This is a genomic window from Shimia aestuarii (genome assembly GCF_022814865.1).
In the GTDB taxonomy this organism is placed as follows: Bacteria; Pseudomonadota; Alphaproteobacteria; order Rhodobacterales; family Rhodobacteraceae; genus Shimia; species Shimia aestuarii_A.
The window spans coordinates 189,478-212,149 of the sequence record NZ_JAKVRD010000006.1 but is presented as its reverse complement, the minus strand read 5'-3'; the positions used below and the strand labels follow the sequence as shown (position 1 = coordinate 212,149).

At 61.8% G+C, this 22,672-nt stretch carries 18 protein-coding genes; 9 read left to right on the top strand and 9 right to left on the bottom strand.

Annotated features, from left to right (window positions below):
• The first annotated feature begins 516 nt into the window (after nt 1–516).
• Nucleotides 517–3,303, top strand: a complete 2,787-nt coding sequence (locus MK745_RS08650; protein WP_243612885.1) for an Rne/Rng family ribonuclease — start codon at nt 517–519, stop codon at nt 3,301–3,303.
• A 173-nt stretch (nt 3,304–3,476) separates the two neighbouring features.
• Here the strand turns inward: MK745_RS08650 and MK745_RS08645 are convergent, their stop codons facing one another.
• Nucleotides 3,477–3,701, bottom strand: coding sequence for a sulfurtransferase TusA family protein (locus tag MK745_RS08645; RefSeq protein ID WP_243612884.1), 225 nt, complete (start codon nt 3,699–3,701; stop codon nt 3,477–3,479).
• Between the two features lie 93 nt (nt 3,702–3,794).
• Here MK745_RS08645 and MK745_RS08640 point away from each other — a divergent pair, with 93 nt between their 5' ends.
• From MK745_RS08640 to MK745_RS08630, 3 genes are all read left to right on the top strand, one after another.
• A complete protein-coding gene (locus MK745_RS08640; RefSeq protein ID WP_243612883.1) occupies nt 3,795–4,550 on the top strand; it encodes a cytochrome c biogenesis CcdA family protein in 756 nt (251 codons plus the stop codon).
• Between the two features lie 71 nt (nt 4,551–4,621).
• A complete protein-coding gene (locus MK745_RS08635) occupies nt 4,622–5,839 on the top strand; it encodes a hypothetical protein (protein ID WP_243612882.1) in 1,218 nt (405 codons plus the stop codon).
• Complete coding sequence (locus MK745_RS08630) at nt 5,836–7,188, top strand: cytochrome P450 (protein WP_243612881.1); 1,353 nt, start codon at nt 5,836–5,838, stop codon at nt 7,186–7,188. Before MK745_RS08635 ends, MK745_RS08630 begins: the two co-directional genes overlap by 4 nt.
• On the opposite strand, the gene MK745_RS08625 is transcribed toward MK745_RS08630, so the two are convergent.
• Nucleotides 7,185–8,999 (bottom strand): extracellular solute-binding protein, encoded by a 1,815-nt coding sequence (locus MK745_RS08625; RefSeq protein WP_431978964.1) that lies wholly within the window; start codon nt 8,997–8,999, stop codon nt 7,185–7,187. The genes MK745_RS08630 and MK745_RS08625 overlap by 4 nt on opposite strands.
• A gap of 321 nt (nt 9,000–9,320) precedes the next feature.
• Between MK745_RS08625 and MK745_RS08620 the strand changes: the two genes are divergently transcribed.
• Together MK745_RS08620 and MK745_RS08615 are read left to right on the top strand one after the other, a co-directional pair.
• Nucleotides 9,321–10,094, top strand: coding sequence for a 3-hydroxybutyrate dehydrogenase (locus MK745_RS08620; RefSeq protein ID WP_243612879.1), 774 nt, complete (start codon nt 9,321–9,323; stop codon nt 10,092–10,094).
• Nucleotides 10,095–10,157: 63 nt separating this feature from the next.
• Nucleotides 10,158–11,198, top strand: a complete 1,041-nt coding sequence (locus MK745_RS08615; RefSeq protein WP_243612878.1) for a patatin-like phospholipase family protein — start codon at nt 10,158–10,160, stop codon at nt 11,196–11,198.
• On the opposite strand, the gene MK745_RS08610 is transcribed toward MK745_RS08615, so the two are convergent.
• From MK745_RS08610 to MK745_RS08595, 4 genes are read right to left on the bottom strand one after another with little or no spacing between them, the layout of a single operon-like run.
• Nucleotides 11,191–11,889, bottom strand: a complete 699-nt coding sequence (locus MK745_RS08610) for a DUF502 domain-containing protein (RefSeq protein WP_243612877.1) — start codon at nt 11,887–11,889, stop codon at nt 11,191–11,193. The genes MK745_RS08615 and MK745_RS08610 overlap by 8 nt on opposite strands.
• 52 nt (nt 11,890–11,941) lie before the next feature.
• Nucleotides 11,942–12,883, bottom strand: a complete 942-nt coding sequence (locus tag MK745_RS08605) for a pseudouridine-5'-phosphate glycosidase (protein WP_243612876.1) — start codon at nt 12,881–12,883, stop codon at nt 11,942–11,944.
• The gene (locus MK745_RS08600; protein WP_243612875.1) at nt 12,880–13,773 is read right to left on the bottom strand and encodes a PfkB family carbohydrate kinase; all 894 of its coding nucleotides are present in this window, start codon (nt 13,771–13,773) and stop codon (nt 12,880–12,882) included. The genes MK745_RS08605 and MK745_RS08600 overlap by 4 nt, the downstream gene beginning before the upstream one ends.
• Nucleotides 13,774–13,796: 23 nt before the next feature.
• On the bottom strand, nt 13,797–14,417 hold the full coding sequence (locus MK745_RS08595) for a thiamine phosphate synthase (protein ID WP_243612874.1): 621 nt from the start codon (nt 14,415–14,417) through the stop codon (nt 13,797–13,799).
• 204 nt (nt 14,418–14,621) lie between these two features.
• Here MK745_RS08595 and MK745_RS08590 point away from each other — a divergent pair, with 204 nt between their 5' ends.
• From MK745_RS08590 to MK745_RS08580, 3 genes are all read left to right on the top strand, one after another.
• Complete coding sequence (locus tag MK745_RS08590) at nt 14,622–15,368, top strand: RNA methyltransferase (protein ID WP_243612899.1); 747 nt, start codon at nt 14,622–14,624, stop codon at nt 15,366–15,368.
• Between the two features lie 87 nt (nt 15,369–15,455).
• On the top strand, nt 15,456–16,604 hold the full coding sequence (gene ctaA / locus MK745_RS08585; protein ID WP_243612873.1) for a heme A synthase: 1,149 nt from the start codon (nt 15,456–15,458) through the stop codon (nt 16,602–16,604).
• 3 nt (nt 16,605–16,607) lie between these two features.
• Nucleotides 16,608–18,083, top strand: coding sequence for a carboxypeptidase M32 (locus MK745_RS08580; RefSeq protein ID WP_243612872.1), 1,476 nt, complete (start codon nt 16,608–16,610; stop codon nt 18,081–18,083).
• Between the two features lie 5 nt (nt 18,084–18,088).
• On the opposite strand, the gene MK745_RS08575 is transcribed toward MK745_RS08580, so the two are convergent.
• The 3 genes from MK745_RS08575 to MK745_RS08565 form a co-directional block, all read right to left on the bottom strand.
• A complete protein-coding gene (locus tag MK745_RS08575; protein ID WP_243612871.1) occupies nt 18,089–18,622 on the bottom strand; it encodes a hypothetical protein in 534 nt (177 codons plus the stop codon).
• Between the two features lie 259 nt (nt 18,623–18,881).
• Nucleotides 18,882–21,614, bottom strand: coding sequence for a DNA gyrase subunit A (gene gyrA, locus MK745_RS08570; RefSeq protein WP_243612870.1), 2,733 nt, complete (start codon nt 21,612–21,614; stop codon nt 18,882–18,884).
• A gap of 99 nt (nt 21,615–21,713) precedes the next feature.
• Complete coding sequence (locus tag MK745_RS08565; RefSeq protein ID WP_243612869.1) at nt 21,714–22,655, bottom strand: radical SAM protein; 942 nt, start codon at nt 22,653–22,655, stop codon at nt 21,714–21,716.
• Nucleotides 22,656–22,672: the final 17 nt, after the last annotated feature.

The window sequence follows — 22,672 nt, the reverse complement described above, 5'->3', positions numbered from 1 at the left end:
GGGGACATGATTTGCCCTTTGGAGGGGCGAAAATGACCTTTCGATCAATTTGCGTGTTGTCTAACCGCCCATGCATCACTACTGATATAGGGACGCAGGTCCGTCTTGTCGCCTATGGGCGCATTCGGAAACCGCGTGACAAAGATTCGCTGTATGCGGGAGTTGGAGCTTCTGGGGTCGACGCATAGGACGACGATCGGCAAAGCACCTCTTGCAGCACAGACCGATACCGCCGCATGGAATGACAAAACCTCGGCACGAACCGTCCCGACACCCTCGACAGGGCTCGCGGGATACAAATGGGCGCAAGGATGGCACGGTCCGTCTCATGCGCCGGAGAAGAAACGCGATGCAACGCGCACAGGCACGAAGAAACGCAGGCACAGGGGCTTTTGCCCATGGTGCGCTTGCGACCGCCGCCTGCGCCGAACCGCTCGCCTCAAGATATCACCCGACCGACCGACACCTTTCCCGAAGGGGAGGTGGCGCGCTGTCTGGTGCCGAAAGACATCTTACATGGCAAAGAAAATGCTCATCGATGCCACCCACGCGGAGGAAACCCGCGTCGTGGTGGTCGACGGAAACAAGGTTGAGGAGTTCGACTTTGAATCCGAAAACAAGCGCCAGCTTGCAGGAAACATCTATCTCGCAAAAGTAACACGGGTTGAGCCGTCGCTTCAGGCGGCCTTCGTGGATTACGGCGGAAACCGGCACGGGTTCCTCGCGTTCTCCGAGATTCATCCCGATTACTACCAGATCCCGGTCGCGGATCGTGAGGCGCTTCTCGAAGAAGAGCACGCCTATGCAGAAGCCATGAAGGCCCGCGACGAGGAAGAAGAGACCAAGAAACCCTCGCGCTCCTCGCGGTCGCGCAGCCGGTCGCGGTCGCGGTCGAAGGATAAGGACGAGACGGCCAAGCCCGAGGTGGCGGCTGACACGACCGAGACCATCGAAGGGATGGAGACCATTGACCTTGGCGAAGATGCGGGCGAAGACACGCTCGAAGGGCACGCGCCGGTCGATTTCGTGAAAGACACGCCGGTCGAGGAGCCCGAAGAGGCGGTCGAGGCCACCGAAGACGCTTTGGAAGAGACCGTCGAGGCGGCCGCGGAAGACGCTCCTGTTGAGGAAGCGTCCGACGAGGGCACTGCCGACGGGGATGCTGAGGACGACAACGACACTGGCAAGACCATGGCGATGTCGACCGAAGGCGAAGACGCACTTGCGACGCGCGATCCTGAGACTGGTGAGGACACCGAGCGCGCAGCAGAAGCCCCGGCAGAGGACACCCCGGCAGAAGCCGCCCAGGCGGAAGACGCTGGCGAGACTGCACCGGACGCCGTGTCTGAGGACGAGGGCGAAGACAAGAAGCCGAAGAAGAAAACCACGTCGCGCAAGACCAGCTCTCGGTCGAAGTCGCGCAAGTCGGACGCGGCCGAGAAGGACGAAACCATCGAGTCCGTCGCCGATGATGATGACCACGAGGAACTGCGTCCGCCGCGCAAACCGCGCCCGCGTCGTTATAAGATCCAAGAGGTCATCAAGGTGCGCCAGATCATGCTGGTGCAGGTGGTCAAGGAAGAGCGTGGCAACAAGGGTGCTGCGCTGACGACCTATCTTTCGCTGGCGGGCCGCTACTGTGTGCTCATGCCGAACACGGCGCGCGGCGGCGGGATTTCCCGCAAGATCACCAACGCGGCGGATCGCAAGAAGCTCAAGGAGATCGCGGGCGAGCTGGACGTGCCGAAGGGCGCGGGTCTGATCGTGCGCACCGCGGGCGCCAAGCGCACCAAAACCGAGATCAAGCGCGACTACGAATATCTTCAGCGCATGTGGGAGCAGATCCGCGAGCTGACGCTCAAGTCGATCGCACCTGCGAAGATCTACGAGGAAGGCGACCTTATCAAACGCTCGATCCGCGATCTTTATAGCCGCGAGATCGACGAGGTTCTGGTCGAGGGCGAGCGCGGCTACCGCATCGCCAAGGACTTCATGAAGATGATCATGCCGTCCCACGCCAAGAACGTGAAGAACTACCATGACGCGCTGCCGCTTTTCGCGCGCTATCAGGTCGAGAGCTATCTCAGCTCGATGTTCAACCCGACCGTACAGCTCAAGTCGGGCGGCTATATCGTCATCGGTGTCACCGAGGCGCTTGTTGCCATCGACGTGAACTCTGGCCGGGCGACCAAGGAAGGCTCGATCGAGGAAACCGCGCTCAAGACCAACCTTGAAGCGGCGGAAGAAGTCGCACGTCAGCTGCGCCTGCGTGACCTTGCGGGCCTGATCGTCATCGACTTTATCGACATGGACGAGCGCAAGAACAACGCCGCCGTCGAAAAGCGCATGAAAGACAAGCTCAAGACCGATCGCGCCCGCATTCAGGTGGGGCGGATTTCGGGCTTTGGTCTGATGGAGATGAGCCGTCAGCGTCTGCGCCCCGGCATGATCGAAGCCACAACCCAGCCCTGTCCGCATTGCCATGGCACCGGCCTGATCCGGTCGGACGACAACCTTGCGCTGTCGATCCTGCGCCAGATTGAGGAAGAGGGCACACGCCGTCGCAGCCGCGAGGTTCTGGTCAAATGCCCGGTTGATATCGCCAATTATATCATGAACCAAAAACGCGAGCACGTGGCGCAGATCGAAGCGCGCTATGGGCTTTCGGTGCGGATTGAAGGGGATGCGCATCTTGTGTCGCCCGATTTCTCGCTTGAGAAGTTCAAGACCGCGACCCGTTCCGTCTCCGAGGCAAGCGCGCCTGTGGTGTCTGCCGATGCCGCATTGATGAGCGAGATTGACAGCGAGGAAGAGGCAGAGGTCGCGCAGGAGACTGTGGAAACCCCGTCGACAGACGAGGGCGAACAGAAGCCGAAGAAGCGCCGTCGCCGCCGTTCGCGCAGCCGCAGCCGTCGCAAGTCTGACGATCAGAACGGCGAAGAGAATGGATCGCAGGAAGCTGGCGACACTGCTGAAGCCGATGCAGAGACCGGCAAAGACACCGGGGACGCCACAAGCGAGACCGACAGCACCGACACCTCCGAGGAGATGCCGAGCAACGCCACCGAGGCCGCGCCAATGGCCGAGGAGCCAATAGAGGCCGCGCCGGTTGCGGAGGAGCCCGCCGAGGCAGAGGCTGCGCCGGTTGAACCCGTGGTTGAAGAGCCGGCCGAAGAGGCGCCGGAAGACGCCGCCGTGGAGGCGCCTGAAGCGCTGGAGGCCGATGAGGTGGAGGTTGCAGAAGAGCCGACACCGCCGGCCAAGCCCAAGCCGAAACGCCGTGGCTGGTGGTCTAAAGGCTAGGCCTTATTCTTAGGAAACAAGATGGAAAAGCCCGGGGGATCGACCCCCGGGCTTTTCCTTTGATGCTTGTGGCGCGGGCGGGCCCCTTTGCAGAAGGTGTCGTCTGTGGCCCGGTCAGATGCCTCCGGCGGGAGTATTTTCGCAAAGGTGAAGAGGGGGAGATCGCGCCTGCGTCAGGCAGATTTTTCGATGACGAAGATGAGGGTGTCGCCGTCTTGGCTCTGTTCGAGCAGGTGATGGCCCGCCTCGGCGCAGAAATGCGGCACGTCGATCACGGCGGCGGGGTCACTGGCCAGGAGGCGCACGCGGCTTCCCGCGGGCAAGGGCTTCATCCGCTTGCGCAATCGCAGGACGGGCAGGGGGCAGATCAGCCCGATGGCGTCGATCTCTTCAGTCATGCCAGTCACATATGCGCGAGGCGACGGGCTGTCCACAAGGATGTGACATGACGGGCAGGTGACGGCGGCGCAGCGATGGATTAAGTGGGAAGTATGTTTGGAATCGATATCATCGACGCAGGACTTCTGCCTGCAATGTTCGTCGCGCTTTTTGCCGGGGTCATCTCGTTCCTGAGCCCCTGTGTGCTGCCGATCGTACCGCCTTACCTTGCCTATATGAGCGGGGTCTCTATGGCCGATATGACAGGACAGGAGCGTGCGGCGCGGCGGCAGGTTATCTTTGCGGCCCTGTTCTTTGTGCTGGGTCTGTCGACGGTGTTTCTTTTCCTCGGCTTCACCGCCTCGGCCTTTGGCGCGTTTTTCTTACAGAACCAGGTTCTTTTCGCGCGGATTTCCGGCGTCGTGGTGATCATCTTCGGCCTGCATTTCCTCAATGTCTTCCGCATTCCCTTTCTGGATCGCGAGGCGCGGATCGATGCGGGCGAGGGGGGTGGATCGGCCTTTGGGGCTTATGTGCTTGGCCTTGCCTTTGCCTTTGGCTGGACGCCCTGTATCGGGCCGCAGCTTGGGGCGATCCTGTCGCTGGCGGCGGGAGAGGCCTCGGTCGCGCGCGGCACGCTTCTCCTCGGGGTTTACGCGGCGGGGCTTGGCATTCCGTTTCTGCTTGCGGCGATCTTCCTGACGCGGGCGATGGGGGTGATGAACCGGCTCAAGCGGCATATGGGGCTTATTGAGAAGATCATGGGCGTTCTTTTGCTTCTAGTCGGGGTGATGCTTGTCACTGGTGCCTTCTCGAGCCTGAGCTACTGGCTCTTGGAGACCTTCCCGGCGCTGGCGACACTCGGCTGATCCAAAGGCGGCCTTGTTTGGTCTTACTTGCGCCGAAAAGCAGGGCTACAGTCCGGCCAACGAGGTGAGCCATGGGCCAAGAGAGCCATCACAGACAGGTGCAGCGCCGTCGGGTATTCTATATTCCCGGCTACGATCCCATTCACCCGCGTCGCTACCGTGAGCTTTATCGCAAGGAAGGCGCGGCGCAGGCGGTGATTTCCGGCTATGAGATCACGCTGTCGGCGAAGACGACGGGTGGGCCTTATGGTTGGCATGTCGCGGGCGAGATGGACGGCGCGGCCGCACAGACGGATGTCGAGGTGCTCGTCTGGTCCGACATCGTGCGCGACAGCATGTCGAACTCTATCCCCGGCACCTACCTGCAATTGGCGCGCACAGCTTGGACCTATATCGGCACGGGCGCGCTCTGGCGGCTGATGCGGCTTCGTAAGGGACCGGTGATCGCGGCGCTCTATCCGGTGGTGTTCCTTCTGGTGCAGCTTGGGCTGGCGCTCATGGCGGCTTACGGTCTTGGGCGGGCGATCACCATAGTGGCGCCCGCATGGGCCGGTTGGGCGGGGCTTTTGATTGTGCCTCTCTTGCTCGAGTGGTTTCGGCGGAGGGACAACAAGTTCTTCGCCTATTACCTGATGCATGATTATGCCTATTCGGCGCGTTGGCAGGGGGCGCATCCGCCCGAGCTTGAGGCGCGGATGGCGGAATTTGCCGACCGCATCACGCAGGCGCTTGGGAAGGGTTATGACGAGGTGCTTGTCGTTGGCCATTCCTCGGGGGCGCATCTCGCGGTGTCGATCTTGGCCGATATGATCCGCGACGGGCGGGTGCCGGAAAACGGTCCCGCGCTTGGGCTCTTGTCACTCGGTCAAGTGGTGCCGATGGTGTCCTTCCTGCCCAAGGCGCACCGGTTGCGCACGGATTTGGCCTATCTCTGCACGCGCGATGAGCTGACATGGGTGGATGTGACGGCGCCGGGCGATGGATGTGCCTTTGCGCTTTGTGATCCGGTGAGCGTCACCGGCGTGGCGCCGCGCTCGGGCAAACGCTGGCCGCTCGTCCTTTCGGCGGCCTTTACCCAAACCCTTAGTCCAGAACGCTGGAAGGCGCTGCGCTGGCGGTTTTTTCGGCTTCATTTTCAGTATCTCTGTGCCTTCGATCAGCCCGGAGACTATGACTATTTCCGCATTACAGCGGGGCCAATGACGTTGGCAGATCGATTTGAGGAACGCGCCCCATCCAAGAGCCGGATTGAACGCCCGGTGAACAAGTTCCGGGGAGTGCGCCCATGACACGGATGCCACCAAAACCGCCATCGCGGCCCGCGAAAGTCTCGCTCTTGAAATACATGATGCTGTTTCGGGCCGATCTTCTGTCGTCGCAGCCCGAGCGGCTTTTCCGCGCGTGGATGGCGGAGTTTCGCACGCCGTTCTTTCGCTCTTACCTGCTGAACGATGCGCGGCTTATCAAAACGGTGCTCAAGGAACGGCCGGACGATTTCCCGAAAAGCGGGCGGATCAGCGAGGGGCTGCGGCCCTTGCTTGGCAATTCGGTGTTCCTCACCAACGGGGAGGTTTGGAAGCAGCAGCGGCGGATCATTGACCCGGCCTTTGAGGGTGGGCGGTTGCGCGATACGTTCCCGGCGATGTGGGACGCGGGTGCGGCGACGGTGGCGCGGCTTCAACGGATGGCCGACGCGCCGGTCGAGATCGAAGCAGAAGCGAGCCATGCGGCGGCGGATGTGATCTTTCGCACGTTGTTCTCGATCCCGATCGAACATGAGGTTGCGGGGCAGGTGTTCGAGGAGTTTCGCGACTACCAGCGCAGCCAGCCGATCCTCAATATCGGGGCGTTCTTGAAATTGCCGAAATGGATGCCGCGGTTTCATCGGCGCAGCACCAAGGCATCGGCCAAGATGATCCGGGGGCTCATCAAGCAGCTCACGGATGAGCGGATGGCGGAGATCGAGGCGGGCACGGCGCCGGATGACCTTGCCACCAAGATCATGACCACGCGCGACCCGGAGACGGGCGAGACGCTTTCGGCGGCGGATATGGTCGATCAGGTGGCGATCTTCTTCCTTGCGGGGCATGAGACGAGCGCCTCGGCGCTGGCTTGGACGCTGTATCTCATGGCGATCTTCCCGGAGTGGCAGGAGAAGGTGGCACAAGAGGCGCAGGTGCTCGGGGAATGCGATTTCAAAGTGATGAAACGGCTCAAGGTGAGCCGGGACGTGTTCCGCGAGTCTCTGCGGCTTTATCCGCCGGTGCCGATGATGGTGCGCGAGAGCACCTGCCCGGAGCGGTTCCGGGACCGTAATATTCCGGTCGGGAGCCAGATGGTCCTGTCGCCGTGGCATTTGCATCGCCATCAGCGGCTCTGGGACAACCCGGACGGGTTTGATCCGACGCGGTGGGAGACGGAGAATGGCCGACAATGCGCGCGGGAGGCTTATATGCCGTTCTCGGAGGGGCCGCGCGTCTGCACCGGGGCGGGGTTTGCCATGGTTGAGGGGCCGTTGTTGCTCTCGATGATCCTCAAGCAGTTCCGCATTGAGGCGGTGGGGCCGGAGCCTGTGCCGGTGGCCTATCTCACGGTGCGGTCAAAAGACGGGATCTGGCTCCGGCTCACACCCCGTTAATCTTCGGACCACCAGACACCCGGAAGCCATTCCACGCCGTCGCCATAGAGCGGCAGGCGCTCGGGGTAGTGCAGGCGGCTTTTGTGCGCGATGCGACCCACGGCGTAAGTCCAGATCGGGATGACGTAGCGGCCCGTTGTCAGGGCGCGGTCGAGGGCGCGGGCGGCGGTCTGGAACTCTTCGGGCGATTTCGCGTTGGTGAGCGCGGCGACCATTGCGTCGATCCCGGCGGAACGGATGCCGGGGACGTTGCGCGAGCCTTCTTGCGCGGCGGCGTCGCTGCCCCAGTAGAGCGCCTGTTCATTGCCGGGCGACAGGGACATCGCGCGGCGATAGTCGGTCATGTCATAGTCGAAGCTATTGATCCGTTGGATATACTGCGCGTTGTCGACTTCCATCACATCAACGAAAATCCCGAGCTTTTCGAGGGACTTGCGGTAAATATCCGTGATCGCTTTGTCCTGTTTGTCGCCTTGACGCAGGAGGATTTCAAAGCGGAGCGGCGTGCCGCTCGCGTCGGTCATCACGCCGTTGCGCACTTCGTAGCCTGCCTCGGAGAGCAGTTGCATAGCCTTGCGCATGTTGCCCCGGTTGCGCGTGCCGCCCTTGGAGGCGGGTAGGGTGTAGGCCTCGAGGACGTCGGGCGCGAGGCTCTCGGCATGGGGCGCAAGGAGTGCGGCGACCTCGGTGCTTGCGGGGCCATCCTGCATGGCCAGAGCAGAGCCGGAGAAATAGGAGGTGATACGCGGCTGGCGTCCGCCGGTCAGCGTGTCGGAGATAAACTCGAAATTGAAGGCGTGCAGGAGCGCATCGCGCACGCGGATATCATCGAACGGCGCGCGGCGGGTGTTCATCACGAGGCCGGTGATACCCGAAGGTTTGCCATGCGGGATTTCCGATTTCACAATCTCGCCCGAGGCGACGGCGGGAAAATCATAGTGATTGGCCCAGGCCTCGGCGTTGAACTCGCGGAAGTAGTCGATCTCGCCCGCTTTGAACGCTTCGAAGAGGACGTCGCCATCGCCGTAGAAGTCGATACGGATCTCGTCGAAGTTGGCGATACCGCGTTGGAGTGGCAAGGCGTTGCCCCAATAGTCGGGATCACGGGTAAGGGTCACGTGGCGGCCGGCTTCGAAGTCCGTCACCGTATAGGGGGCGGAGCCGATCGGCACCTCGTCGAGCGCGGCTTCGGTGATGTCCTTGTCCTGCCACTGGTCCTTTTTGAGGATCGGGCGCAGGCCCGCGATCAGGGCAAGTTCGCGGTCTTCGGTATTGAAGGCAATGCGGACGGAGCGGGGGCCGGTGGCTTCAATGCTGTCGATCTTGGTCCAGAACGAGAGGTAACGGGGGTGGCCGCGGGTGCCGAGCGTCTCGAAAGACCAGATCACATCCTCGACGGTGACGGGGCTTCCGTCAGAGAAACGCGCCTCTTCGCGCAAGGTGAACTCGACCCAAGAGCGGTCTGGCGCGGTCTCGACGGTTTCGGCAAGCAGACCATAAAGCGTGAACGGTTCGTCCCAGCTTCGCCCCATCAGCGATTCGTGGGTAAAGAATCGGAGCTGCCAGGGGGCGGTGCCTTTGCGCACGAACGGGTTGAGCGAATCGAATCCACCGGTGTTCCCCGTGACGATTCTGCCACCCTTGGGGGCGTCTGGATTGGCATAGGGGAGAGACGCGAAACCGGGCGGCAGGGCCGGGTCTCCGTACATGGCGATGCCGTGGCTTGGTTCGGCGTATAGGCCGTGACTCAAGCAAAGAAGGGCTATGGCGGCGGTTTTGCACCGCTTTCGAAGGAAACTCACTGGCTCCATATCCGGAACAATCCCGCTCGGCTTTGTTTTTATTGAGCTTCAAGCTACCCGGGGATTCCAGTGATTTCAAACTTTTGGCTTGGAGGTCGGCGTGAGATTGCTTATAAAGGGGGCACTGCTCGATAGGTTTCTTGCCTGTATGAAACCTGCCTCAATGACTATACCCCGGCCTTGTGCCGGGGTTTTTTTTGGCCTGAGTTTGCCTCTGTGGCTCAGTCCTCGCGCAGACCTCCGTAAGAATACGCAAGCGCCGCTATTCCCCTTATTTTGCGAGCGCAGCATGCTAGGGTGTGCGCGAACGCAAGACGAATGAGGCATGACATGACACTCGCAGGAAAAACCGCAATCATCACCGGCTCCAATTCCGGGATCGGCCTTGGAATCGCGCGCGAACTGGCACGGGCCGGGGCGGATGTGGTTCTGAACTCCTTCACCGATTCGGACGAAGATCACGCGCTGGCCGACGCGATCGGCAAAGAATTCGGCATCACCGCGCGCTACATCAAGGCCGACATGTCCAAGGGCGACGAGTGCCGCGCCCTGATCGAGACCGCGGGGGGGTGCGATATCCTCGTCAACAATGCAGGGATCCAGCATGTGAGCCCGATTGACGAATTCCCGGTCGAGAAATGGGACGCGATCATTGCGATCAACATGAACTCGAACTTTCACACCATGGCTGCGGCGCTGCCGCATATGCGCAAGCGGGGCTGGGGTCGGATCGTCAACATCGCCTCGGCGCATGGGCTGACGGCATCGCCCTACAAGGCGGCCTATATCGCGGCCAAACATGGCGTTGTCGGGATGAGCAAGACCGTCGCGCTTGAGACCGCGCAGGAGCCGATCACCTGTAATGCGATCTGTCCGGGCTATGTATTGACGCCGCTTGTCGAGGCGCAGATCCCCGACACGATGCGCGAATATGACATGACGCGCGAAGAGGTGGTGAAGAACGTGATGCTCACGCGCCAGCCGTCGAAGGAATTCGCCACCGTTGAACAGCTTGGCGGCACGACCGTCTTTCTCTGCTCGGACGCGGCGGCGCAGATCACCGGCACGACGATCAGCGTCGATGGCGGCTGGACCGCGCTCTAAGCCCACCTATCTGCAAGGGTTGGGCCGTCCGTGGCGGGCGGCCCGGTTGGCCGAGAGGATGCCGTGACAGCAAAGAAACGCATCAACCTCGCCCTTCAGGGGGGCGGCGCGCATGGGGCCTTTACCTGGGGCGTGTTGGACGTGCTCCTGCGCGACCCGGATATCGAGATCGCGGGCATGTCGGGCACATCGGCAGGTGCGCTCAATGGCGCGGCGGTGAAGTCCGGTCTCCTGGAGGGTGGGCCAGAGGGCGCGATTGCCAATCTCGAGGCGCTTTGGGCGCGGATGGGGGCGATCGGCGATATGCGCCTCGTCAACTGGATGACGAATTTCGGACCCGGCGTGGCCAATGTGGCACGGGCCTTGGAATACTCGCTTCAATATTCCGTGGCAGAGACCATGGCGCGGCTTGTCTCGCCCTATGCCTATGGGCCGTTTTATAGCAATCCGCTGCGCCCGGTGGTCGATGCCTTTGACTATGACGAGGTCTGTGCAGATCAGGGGCCGCGGCTTTTTATCTGCGCAACCAACGTGCGTAGCGGCAAGGCGCGGGTCTTTACGGGCGATGAGATCACTACCGACGCGATCCTGGCTTCGGCCTGCTTGCCGACAATGTTTCAGGCGGTCGAAATCCCCGATGCAGAGACGGGAGAGCCAGAGGCCTATTGGGATGGCGGCTATACCGGCAATCCGGCGCTTTACCCGCTTTATGACAAAGCGCTGCCGGAGGATATCGTCATCATTAATATCAATCCGCTTGAGCGCACGGAGAAGCCCGTCACGCCGCAGCAGATTCAAAGCCGGATCAACGAGATCAGTTTCAACGCGGCGCTCTTGGGCGAATTGCGGTCAATCTCCTTTGTGCAGCGCCTGATCGCCTCAGGGGCGATTGCCGAGGGCGAGATGAAGAACGTCAAGCTGCACATGATCTCGGATGATGCGCTGATGAATGATCTGTCGGTGGCAACGAAATCCATGCCGACGCCCTATATCCTTTCGGAATTGAAAGAGGCGGGCAAGGCAGCGGCGACGGTATTCCTTGCGGCGCACAAGGATGACCTTGGTGCGCGCGGGTCGGTGAACCTTCAGGAAATGTTCACTTAGACTTTTTGCCCTCGGCGGGTTTGCTCGGGTCTTTGGGGTTGGGATAGACCAGCCCTGCCGAGATCACCAGCTTGGCCGCGTCCTCAACCGACATATCAAGTTCGATCACGTCATGGCGCGGGAAGAACAAGAGGAAGCCAGAGGTCGGGTTCGGCGTTGTCGGGACAAAGACGCTCACCATCTGGCCATCGCCATGCGCGTGGCGCGCGATTTCGCCCTTGGCCTCGGTCGAGATAAAGCCGATGGCCCAGATGCCGCGGCGGGGGTATTCGATCAGGCAGGCCTTCTCAAAATTGCGCTCAGACTGGGCAAAGACCGTTTCGGCGATCTGCTTGGCGCCGGAATAGATCGAGCGCACGACCGGCATGCGGTCGACAAGGCTTTCTGCAAAACGGATCAGCGAACGTCCGATCAGCCCCTTGGCGATCCAGCCAACGATGATCGTGAACAGGAAGAAGATGATCAGCCCGACACCGCGCAGGTTGATGCCGATATACTTCTCGGGGTTGAAACGATCCGGCACCAAAGGCAGGACGAAACCATCCACCCAGCCCATCATCGTCCAGATCAGCCAGATCGTCAGGCCGACAGGCGCGATCACGACGATGCCGGTCAGGAACGAGGCACGAAGCCCGGCAAAGGGACCGGGCTTGCGCACGGGATGTGGATCGTCGTCAAAGGGGGTCGTCATGGGCGGTTCCAGCGCTATTGCCCCGCATAATTAGGCGGTGTTGCGGGCAGGATCAACGGCTGAGCGCTTCTGGTGCTGCTCTTTTCCGCAGAGTGGTGATTTCGCGGGCGATTATCGCCGCAAGCCGGGCGTTGTTCAGCACGAGCGCGATATTGGCCTCGAGAGAGCGTCCTTCGGTGAGGTCGAATAGGCGCGAGAGCAGGAAGGGCGTCACGGCCTTGCCGGTGATGCCTTGGGCGGCGGCCTCGGCATTCGCCTTGGCGATCAGGGGGGCCATGGTCTCGGCAGGGATTTCATCCGCCTGCGGGATCGGGTTGGCGATCAACTGCCCGCCGGGAAGGCCAAGGGCGGCGCGCATGAGGTGCGCGCGGGCCATCGTCGCCGGGTCATCCATGCGCAAAGGCGCAGGCAGCGGCGAGGTGGCGGACCAGAAGGCGGGAAAGCTGTCCTGCCCATAGGCGATCACCGGCACGCCGTTTGTTTCCAGCACTTCGAGCGTCTTTGGCAGGTCGAGAATGGCCTTGGCCCCGGCGCACACCACGCTGACGGGGGTTTGGGCGAGTTCCGAGAGATCAGCGGAAATGTCGAAACTTGTCTCTGCGCCCTGATGTACACCGCCGATGCCACCGGTGGCGAAAACGTCTATCCCGGCATGATGCGCGGCGATCATGGTCGCGGCGACGGTGGTCGCGCCCGTGCCGCCCTCGGCTATGCAAACGGCGAGATCGGCGCGTGAGAGTTTGGCGGCGTGTTCGGTGCGGGCGAGGGTTTCAAGCGCATCCGCCTCGAGGCCGATATGCAGCGTGCCGTCGATCACGGCGATTGTCGCCGGGGTTGCGCCATGGGCACGGATTTCGGCCTCGACGCTTTGGGCCATTTCGAGGTTCTGAGGCCAGGGCATGCCGTGGGTGATGATGGTGCTTTCAAGCGCGACGATCGGTGCACCGGTCGCGCGGGCCTCGGATACGTCGGCGGAGAAGGTGAGAGGGATCATTTGGCGTCGCCTCCAGACACGTAATGCGCCGCTGCCGTGAGGGCGCGGTCGAGCGCTTGGGCGCGGTCGCTGCCCGAGGCTTCGGCGGCGATATGGGCGGCCATGAAGGTATCACCTGCGCCAGTGACGCGGGTCACAAGCACTTCCTGCGGGGTTTGGCTCACCACGCCTTGCGCCGTGGCGTCAGAGGCGGGGTTCCCACCGTCCGTCACAAGGGCCCGTTCCGCACCGCGGCGCACGAGAGCTTTGGCGGCCTCCTCGGAGGTTTCGAACGCCGCTTCGCAGAGCAGGCCCGCCTCTTCGAGATTGACATAGAGCATGCCGCGCCCGTGGGTCAGGAAAGGCAGGAGGCGGGTTGCCTTGCCGGGGCTCGCGGGTGCGACGCGCAGGTCGGCGCGGGCAAAAAGCGGATCGGTGGCGATCTTCTCAAGAAGCGCCAGCGTCAGGTTGCCATCAAGCGCGATCAAGCCGGGATAGGGGGCCTCGGGGCTGGCAAGCATGCCGTTGGCGAGCGGGCGCAGGATCCTGTCACCTGCGGCCTCGAGGGAATGGGCATCGGCAATCGCGGCGACGAGGCCGTTGGCGCCCTCGATGGCCATATATTGATCCGTCGGCAAGTCATCGGAGCGATAGACATGATCCGTCACCATGTTCATGCCCCGCGCCGCCGCCAGAAGCTCTTCGCCCTCGCGGTCGCGGCCAATTGCCGTCAGCAGACCGGGGCGCAGTCCAAAGCGCGACAGGGTCATGGCGATGTTCATTGCCACGCCGCCAGGCAGACGGATAATACGGCCCGGCACGTCGCCGCCTTTGCGCATATGCACTTGCGTGCGTCCGATCACGTCCCAGAGGACGGAGCCGATGCAGAGGATATCCGGGTCATGGGCCATGTCGCGCGCGCCCTTCTTGGAGATTAGCAGAACGCGTCGCGAAAGGCGGTAAGCTGGGCCACCGGGTCATCCGCGCGCCAGATTTCCTCGCCAATGCCGAAGAAATCCGTCACCGGCGCGAGGGTGCGGATCATCTCGAGATCAAGCGCGCCTTCTGCGACCACGGGCAGTTCGATCATCATCGACCACCATTCGAACAGTTCATGCTCGGCGCGACTTCCGTCGCCGAGCGGCGTTGCGCCGACGGGTCCGAAAGAGACGTAATCCGCCCCCGCTTCGCCCGCGTTCATGCCGTCATGACGCGAGGTGCCACAGAAGGCGCCGACGATGGCATCATCGCCGAGATCCTTGCGCACTTTGCGCACAGAACGGGCCGCATCCGTCAGGTGTACCCCGTCAAGACCGAGCCGTTCTGCAAGCATCACATGCTCGGCAATCACCAGTGCCACGTCGCGGGCATGGGTGACTTCGCGCAGGGCGTCGGCGGCACGGGAAATCCGATCTTCATCACGCGTCGCAAGCGCCAAGCGGACGCAGGCGATCTCGGTGGAATCGAGGGTGCGGGCAAGCTGATCCGGGAACCGGCCGAGTTCGAATTCGGGCGGCGTGATGAGGTAGATTTGGGGAAGCTCGGTTTCGGCCATCTTCGGGCTCCGTTCTTGGTAGTCATCCCGTTGCTATACCGTGGAAAACGAAGCTTGGCTATGTCTTTGGAGCGCATCTTGGGGGGCTTTGTGCAAGAGATTGGAGGCCTCCGGCGGGGATATTTGCGGCAAGAGGAAGAGCGGGCGGGTTGTCTCTCAAACGGGGCAGGGCTAAGAGCGGAGGGATTTTTCATGGAGATGACGATGCCCAGCCCGACACCCCAGCCTGCCTTCGTGCTCGTGCGCCCCCAGATGGGCGAGAATATCGGCGGCGCGGCGCGGGCGATGTGGAATTTCGGCCTCGACCGGATGCGCGTCGTGGCGCCGCGCGATGGCTGGCCGAACCAGAAGGCGATCGCCATGGCCTCGGGCGCGGGGCGGCTTCTTGACGAGGCGCGGCTCTGTGCGTCAACGGATGAGGCGCTTGAGGATTGCCACTATGTCTTTGCCACGACGGCGCGGGCGCGGGGCCTCACCAAGCCGGTGGTAACGCCGGAACGCGCGATGCAGATGGCGCATGAGAAGATCGCGGCGGGCGAAAAGGTTGCCGTATTGTTCGGGCCAGAGCGCGCAGGGCTTGAAAACGACGATATCGCGCGGGCCAATGCGATCATCAACGTGCCGGTGAACCCGGAGTTTGCCTCGCTCAACCTTGCGCAATGTGTGCTGCTGACAGCCTATGAATGGCAGCGCGGCGTGAGTGATGCCGCACCGGAGCGCGTCGATATGGCCAAGACAGAGTGGGCCAGCCATGCCGAGATGGCGGCACTTCAGACCCATTACGAAGACCGGCTCGAGACTGCTGGGTTCTTTTTCCCGCCGGAGAAGGCCGAGGGCATGAAGATCAACCTGCGCAACATGTGGAGCCGGATGCGCCTCACCCGGGCGGATGTGCAGATGCTGCATGGCATCATGCGGCAAATGGTGCGCTGGAAGGAACGCGGCGACTAAACCGCGCGCCACGCCTTGAAGGCGGGCGGGGGCCGCCCTAATCTCCCCCCGTGATCTCCTCAGCAGAACTGGGACAAGGACGCCAGGATGAGCCAGAAACGCAGCATTTTCGAAGACGTGAACGACAGCGGCAGCCCGTCTAGCTCAAAAGCGGTTGGCGTGATCGACAAAGGCCATCGCGGCGCGCGGCGCGGCATTCGAGCGTGGCTGATGGTGTTGTTTGCGATGGTCGTGGTGATGATCGCGGTCGGGGGGCTCACGCGGCTGACCGATAGCGGGCTTTCGATCACCGAATGGCGCCCCGTCACTGGGGCTATGCCGCCGATGAGCGAGGCCGCGTGGCAGGCAGAGTTTGATAAATACAAACAAATAGATCAGTGGCAGATCCAAAATCAGTGGATGACTCTTGCAGATTTCAAAGAAATCTATTGGTGGGAGTGGGGGCATCGTCAGATCGGTCGCGTGATCGGTCTTGTCTGGGCTCTTGGCTTTGCGGGCTTTGCCCTTGCGCGTAAGATTCCGACCGGGTGGACCGGGCGTTTGTTCCTCATTGGGGCGCTTGGCGGGCTACAGGGGGCCGTGGGTTGGTGGATGGTTGCCTCGGGCGTGACATCGGGCGAGGGCATGACCTCGGTCGCATCCTATCGGCTTGCGACGCATCTTGGCCTTGCGTTCATCATCCTCGGCTTCATTGCATGGTATGTCTTCCTGCTTGGGCGCGAAGAGCGCGACCTGATGCAGGCGCGGCGGGGCAAGGAGGCGAAGCTGTTCTCGCTCTCCACCGGTCTTTTGCATGCGGCCTTCGTGCAGATCATCCTTGGCGCGCTGGTTGCCGGGATCGACGCGGGGCGGTCCTATACCGATTGGCCGCTCATGGGCGGGCAGGTCATTCCGCCCAAACCCTTCATGATCGAGCCGCTTTGGAAGAACTTCTTTGAAAATCCGGGCCTTGTGCAATTTATTCACCGTATCTGGGGCTATCTGTTCCTGATCTTTGCAGTGGTCGTCTGGCGTCGGGGGCGGGCCTCGGCCCATGCGGGGACGCAATTTGCCTTCAATACGGTCATTGCGGCGATCCTTGTGCAAGTCGTGCTTGGGATTGCGACGGTGCTTTATGCGGCGCCGGTCCATATCGCGATTGTGCATCAGGTGATGGCGGTCGTGGTCTGGGTGCTGATCCTGCGGGCGCGGTTCCTGTCGCATTATCCCGTCACACGTTCGATCCGAGAAGGCTAACCGATGACTGCATATGATGAGTTGATGGCGTTCCAACAGCAGACCGAGGCGTTGGGGCAGGTGGCCGGTCGGCTCGGTTGGGATCAGGAAACCATGATGGCGCGCGGCTCGGCCGGGCAGCGGGCCGAAGAAATGGCGGCGATGCAGAGCGTGTTGCACGCCCGGCGCACCGATCCGCGCCTTGGCGCGTGGCTCGGTCAGATCGAAGACGCAACGCTTGATGCGGTTGGTCAGGCGCAGATGCGCCATATCCGCAAATCCTATGACCGCGCGCGCAAGGTGCCGGCGGCGCTCGCGACTGAGATCGCGCGGGTCACGAGTCGGGCACAGGGGCAATGGGCCGAAGCGCGCGCCGCCGAGGATGTGGCGGCGTTCCTGCCGGTTCTGAAAGAGGTTGTGCGGCTCAAGCGTGAGGAAGGGCAGGCGCTCGCAGATGGTGGCGATGTCTATGACGCGATGATCGACGACTATGAGCCGGAGATGAAGGCGGCCACGTTGCAGGCAATGTTCGACGCCATGCGCCCGCGTCTCGTTGCATTGCGGGCGGCGGTGCTCGAGAAGGGGCCGGGACCAAAGCTTCGCGGTGCTTTTCCAGAAGACGCCCAGATGGCGTTGACCCGCCGCCTTGCCGAGCAATTCGGTTATGACCTGAACATGGGGCGGATCGACAAGGCGGTGCATCCGTTCTCTTCCGGCTCTGGCCATGACGTGCGCATCACCACCCGCACCAGCGCGGACGATCCGTTCAACTGTTTCTATTCGACGATCCATGAAGTCGGTCATGCCTGCTATGAGCAGGGGATCGACGATGCCTATGCGCTGACGCCGCTTGGGCAGGGGGTCTCGATGGGGGTACATGAGAGCCAAAGCCGCATTTACGAGAACCAGCTTGGCCGCAGCCGCGCCTTTACCGGCTGGCTTTTTGACGAGATGCGCACGGTGTTCGGCGATATTGGTGTTGCGGATGCCGATGCCTTCTGTCGGGCGGCCAACGCGGTGCATCGCGGCTATATCCGCACCGAGGCGGACGAGGTGCAATATAACCTGCATATCATGCTGCGCTTCGATCTTGAGCGCGCGCTGATGGGTGGCGATCTTGAGGTGGACGATCTCGAAGCGGCGTGGAATGACCGGTTTGAAGCGGATTTCGGCTATCGCGTCGACAAGCCCTCAAACGGGGTCTTGCAGGATGTGCATTGGTCGGTGGGCCTTTTCGGGTATTTCCCGACCTACAGCCTTGGCAATGTCTACGCGGGCTGCCTGCATGAGGCGCTGCGGCGGGACGTGCCGGACCTTGATGCGCGTCTGGCCAAGGGGAATACATTGGCTGCGACGGCGTGGCTGCGCGAGAATGTACAGCGGCACGGTGGGCTGAAGACCCCGGCGCAAACCATCGAAGACGCCAGCGGTATGGTCCCGTCGCCAGAGCCGCTCTTGTCTTATCTTGAGACGAAATTCACCGCGCTATACGGCCTCTGACCGGATCAGGCGAAGATATTGACGATATCGTCGTCCTGCGCCGTCTTCTGCGGCGCGGGTGTCTTGGCTTTCTCGGGTTTCGGCTTGGGCGGCGTGGTCAAAGGTGGGGTCTGCACACGTTCAGGCAGACCATCGGGCCGCAGCCGGCCAAGCGGATCGCCCGCCTCGAGTCGGCGCACATGTTTCTTGCGGCGCACAATGGAAGAGGCGCGCAACTCCCGGTTGGTGAGGTGGATCAGACTTTGCATCAATGCGCAGAGCACCACCACATCCTGCCACATGGTGCCGAGATCGGGGGATTGGGCGAAGATGAAATTCTCCATGAAGCTTGAGCCGACATGGATGATCGCAAGTGCCAGAATGGTGATCCGGAGCCATATCCCCGCCATCATCGCATAGGCGAGAAGGAACAGCATCGCCGTGCCGGCCATCGTCGCCCATGTGAGGGGCATGAATTGCGCAAAGATCGGCACAAGGTCGGGGCCGGGGGCAATGCCGACGCTCGCCGCCATCAGATAAGAGGCCACCAGCACACGCATCAAGCGATCCTTGATCTGAAACGAGGGTTTATTCGCCTGGGCGCGCATGTGCATAGTCTGTCTTTCCGGCCGATCCTTTGGTGCGAGACAAGCCCCGGTGCGAGAGGGCGTGGAACTCCACCCTCTGTTCCATCACGCAAATGTGGGCGGAATGGGGCCAAAATGCGAAAAGATCTCTGTAAATTCTCCGGAAAACGAAAAAAGCGGCCACAACGATGTGCCCGCTTTCTCCAATGTCTCTGTCGGTCGGATGCGACGATCAGCCTTCTGCGTCGCCGTCCTCATCGTCGCCCTGTTCCGCGATCCAAGCCACCGAGACGACTTCTTCGCCCTTGCTGGTGTTGAAGACGCGCACGCCGCCAGCCGAGCGCGAGCGGAAGGAGATGCCTTCGACAGGAACGCGGATCGATTGGCCGGTGGAGGTTGCAAGCATGATCTGGTCGACAAGCTCGACCGGGAAGGACGCCACGAGGACGCCGCCGCGCATCGCCTTATCCATCGCCGCCACACCTTGGCCACCACGGCCGCGAACCGGGTAGTCATGGCTCGACGAGAGCTTGCCCGCGCCGCCGGATGTGATGGTCAGGATCAGGTTCTCTGCGGCAGACATTTCGGCATAGCGTTCCGGGCTGATCGCGCCCTCGACGGAGATATCATCCTCGTCGCCTTCGTCCTCTGTCACACCGGCCACGGCGCGGCGCATCTTGAGGTAGGCGGCGCGTTCATCCGCGCTCGCCTCGAAGTGACGGATCACCGACATGGAAACCACGCGATCCTCTTCGGCAAGGCGAATCCCGCGTACACCGGTCGAATCGCGGCCCTTGAAGACGCGCACTTCGGTTGTCGGGAAGCGGATTGCGCGGCCCGATTGCGTCACCAGCATCACATCATCGTCTTCGCTACAGATACGCGCGTTCACGAGCTCGATCCCCTCGGGGAGCTTCATCGCGATCTTGCCGTTGCGCATGACGTTGGTGAAATCCGACAGTGCGTTTCGGCGCACGTTGCCCGCCGAGGTGGCGAACACGATTTGCAGGTCAGACCAGTCTTCTTCCGGAACATCCACGGGCATGATCGCCGCGATGGAGACGCCCTGTGGGATCGGCAGGATATTGACGATCGCCTTGCCCTTGGAGGTTCGCCCGCCGAGCGGCAGGCGCCAGGTCTTGAGCTTGTAGACCATGCCCTCGGTGGTGAAGAAGAGGAGCTGGGTATGGGTGTTGGCGACGAAAAGCGTCGTTACAACATCATCATCCTTGAGCGTGCCGCCCGAGAGACCCTTGCCGCCGCGTTTCTGGGCGCGGAAATCGGCGAGCGGGGTGCGCTTGATATAGCCGCCGGAGGTCACGGTCACGACCATATCCTCGCGCTCGATCAGGTCTTCGTCTTCCATGTCGCCAGACCAGTCGACGATCTCGGTGCGACGCGGCACGGCGAATTGAGTTTTCACCTCACGAAGTTCATCGGCAATCAGCCCCATGATACGTTCGCGAGAACCGAGAATCTCAAGGTATTCCTTGATCTTACCTGCCAGTTCTTCAAGTTCGTCCGTGACTTCCTTGACGCCGATCTGGGTCAGGCGTTGCAGGCGCAGTTCGAGGATCGCGCGGGCCTGCGTCTCGGAGAGGTTATAGGTGCCGTCGTCGTTCATCGTATGGGTCGGATCGTCGATGAGACGGATATAGGCGGCGATATCTGCCGCCGGCCAGCGCCGGGTCATCAGCTTTTGGCGCGCTTCTGCGGCGTCCGCCGAAGAACGGATCGTGGCAACGACCTCGTCGACATTGGAAACCGCGACGGCGAGACCACAGAGCACATGGCTGCGTTCGCGCGCCTTGCGCAGGTCATAGGCGGTGCGCCGGGCGACGACATCCTCGCGGAAGTCGATGAAGGAGGTAAGGAATCGGCGCAGCGTGAGCTGTTCCGGGCGGCCACCGTTGAGCGCCAGCATGTTGCAGCCAAAGGAGGTCTGCATCGGCGTGAAGCGGAACAACTGGTTCAGGACCACATCCGGCGTGGCATCGCGTTTGAGTTCGACCACCACGCGCACGCCGACACGGTCGGATTCATCCTGCACATGGGCGACGCCCTCGATCTTTTTGTCGCGCACCTGTTCGGCGATCTTTTCGATCATCGCGGCCTTGTTGACCTGATAGGGGATCTCGTCGATGACGATGGCGTAGCGATCCTTGCGGATTTCCTCGACATGGGTCTTGGAGCGGATGATGACGCTTCCGCGCCCCTCGAGGTACGCCTTACGCGCACCGGAGCGGCCAAGGAGAATCCCTCCGGTTGGGAAATCTGGCCCCGGAATATACTCGATCAGGTCTTCGCTCGTCAGGTCCGGCTCTTCGATCAGGGCCAGCGTTGCGTCACAGACTTCGCCAAGGTTATGCGGCGGGATATTCGTTGCCATGCCGACGGCGATACCGCCCGCGCCATTGACGAGCATATTGGGGAAACGCGCCGGAAGGACCGTCGGTTCACGGTCCTTGCCGTCATAGTTGTCCTGAAAATCGACGGTGTCCTTGTCGATATCGGCCAGTAGAAAGGCCGAGGGCTTGTCCATGCGGACCTCGGTATAGCGCATGGCAGCGGCGTTATCGCCGTCCATGGAGCCGAAGTTGCCCTGACCGTCGAGAAGCGGCAGCGACATGGAGAAATCCTGCGCCATGCGCACAAGGGCGTCGTAGATCGCGCTGTCGCCATGGGGGTGGTATTTACCCATGACATCGCCGACCGGGCGGGCCGATTTGCGATAGGGTTTGTCATGCGCGTTATTGGTCTCGTGCATGGCGTAAAGGATGCGCCGGTGCACCGGTTTCAGACCGTCGCGGAGGTCGGGAATCGCACGGCTCACGATCACGCTCATGGCGTAGTCGAGATACGAACTGCGCATTTCCTCCTCGATCGTGATCGAGGGGCCATCATGCGGCATATACGCGTGGCCGGTTTCTTCTTCGTTTTCAGGGGTTTCCGGTGTATCGCTCACGTAACGGCTCGCTTCTGTCTGGCGCTCTTCATATTGTTGTCATGCTTATAGCAGCCACCAGATTTCGGGGCAAGCGACAGCCGGACAAACAGCGCAGCGTCAGGCGGAACAGCTGGCGCCGCCAAGGACGCAGAATTTGGCGCAATGGGGGTGGTTGAGTTGCACGGGTGCTTCGGCCTCTTCAAGCGTCCGTCCCATTTCGAACTCTGGCTCATAAGGCAGGAGCGTGCAGGCAATGACCGCAGGGGACGCCGCGCCCTTGCGTTTGACGACCATACGTGACGAGGCGCACATGACGTCTTCCGGCGCTTTGCCAAGGATGTCCCAGCAGGCTGTGGTAATCTCGGGCACCTCGACGCTTTCATCCATTTCCGGGAAAAGCACCGTTTCACCGGGGTGCATCGCGTCAATTGCGAAACCGTGCTCTGCAAAAAGACGGCCATAGGCAGCCCGCGACTCGGCCTCACTTTCTTCCCAGATCGTGCGGCCCGCCACGGTCATGCGCAGCCCGTTGTCGCGCAGCCAGTACATGCCCTCAAGCGTGCGCTTGAACCCGCCAACGCCGCGCACCGCGTCGTGGTTTTCCTCGCTCCAGTGATCCAGCGAAATTCGCAGCGTGAGCTTGTCGCCGAAATCTTTGTGCAGCTCGAGAAGGCCCGCTTTCACATGCGGGCGCATCATCGGCAGCATGGCATTGGTCAGGATCAACACCTCATAGCCTCGTTCGAGCGCCATGCGCGCCATGTCGATCATGTCGGGGTTCATGAAGGGCTCGCCGCCCGTAAACCCGATTTCGCGCACTTTCCAGTCGCGCTCTTCCAGTTCGTCAAGATAGGGGCGCATCTCGTCGCTGCGCAGATACACCAGCGCGTCATTGGTCGGTGACGAGAGAATATAGCAGTTCTCGCATTCGATATTGCAGAGCGTGCCGGTATTGAACCAGAGCGTCTCGGGGCGGCTTAGGGGGACATGTGCGCGGGTGTCTCCATCCGCCGTGACATGGGGATCCGCGAATTTTCCGAGGTTTGCTTGGTCTTTCATCGTGCCTACCTTTCCTC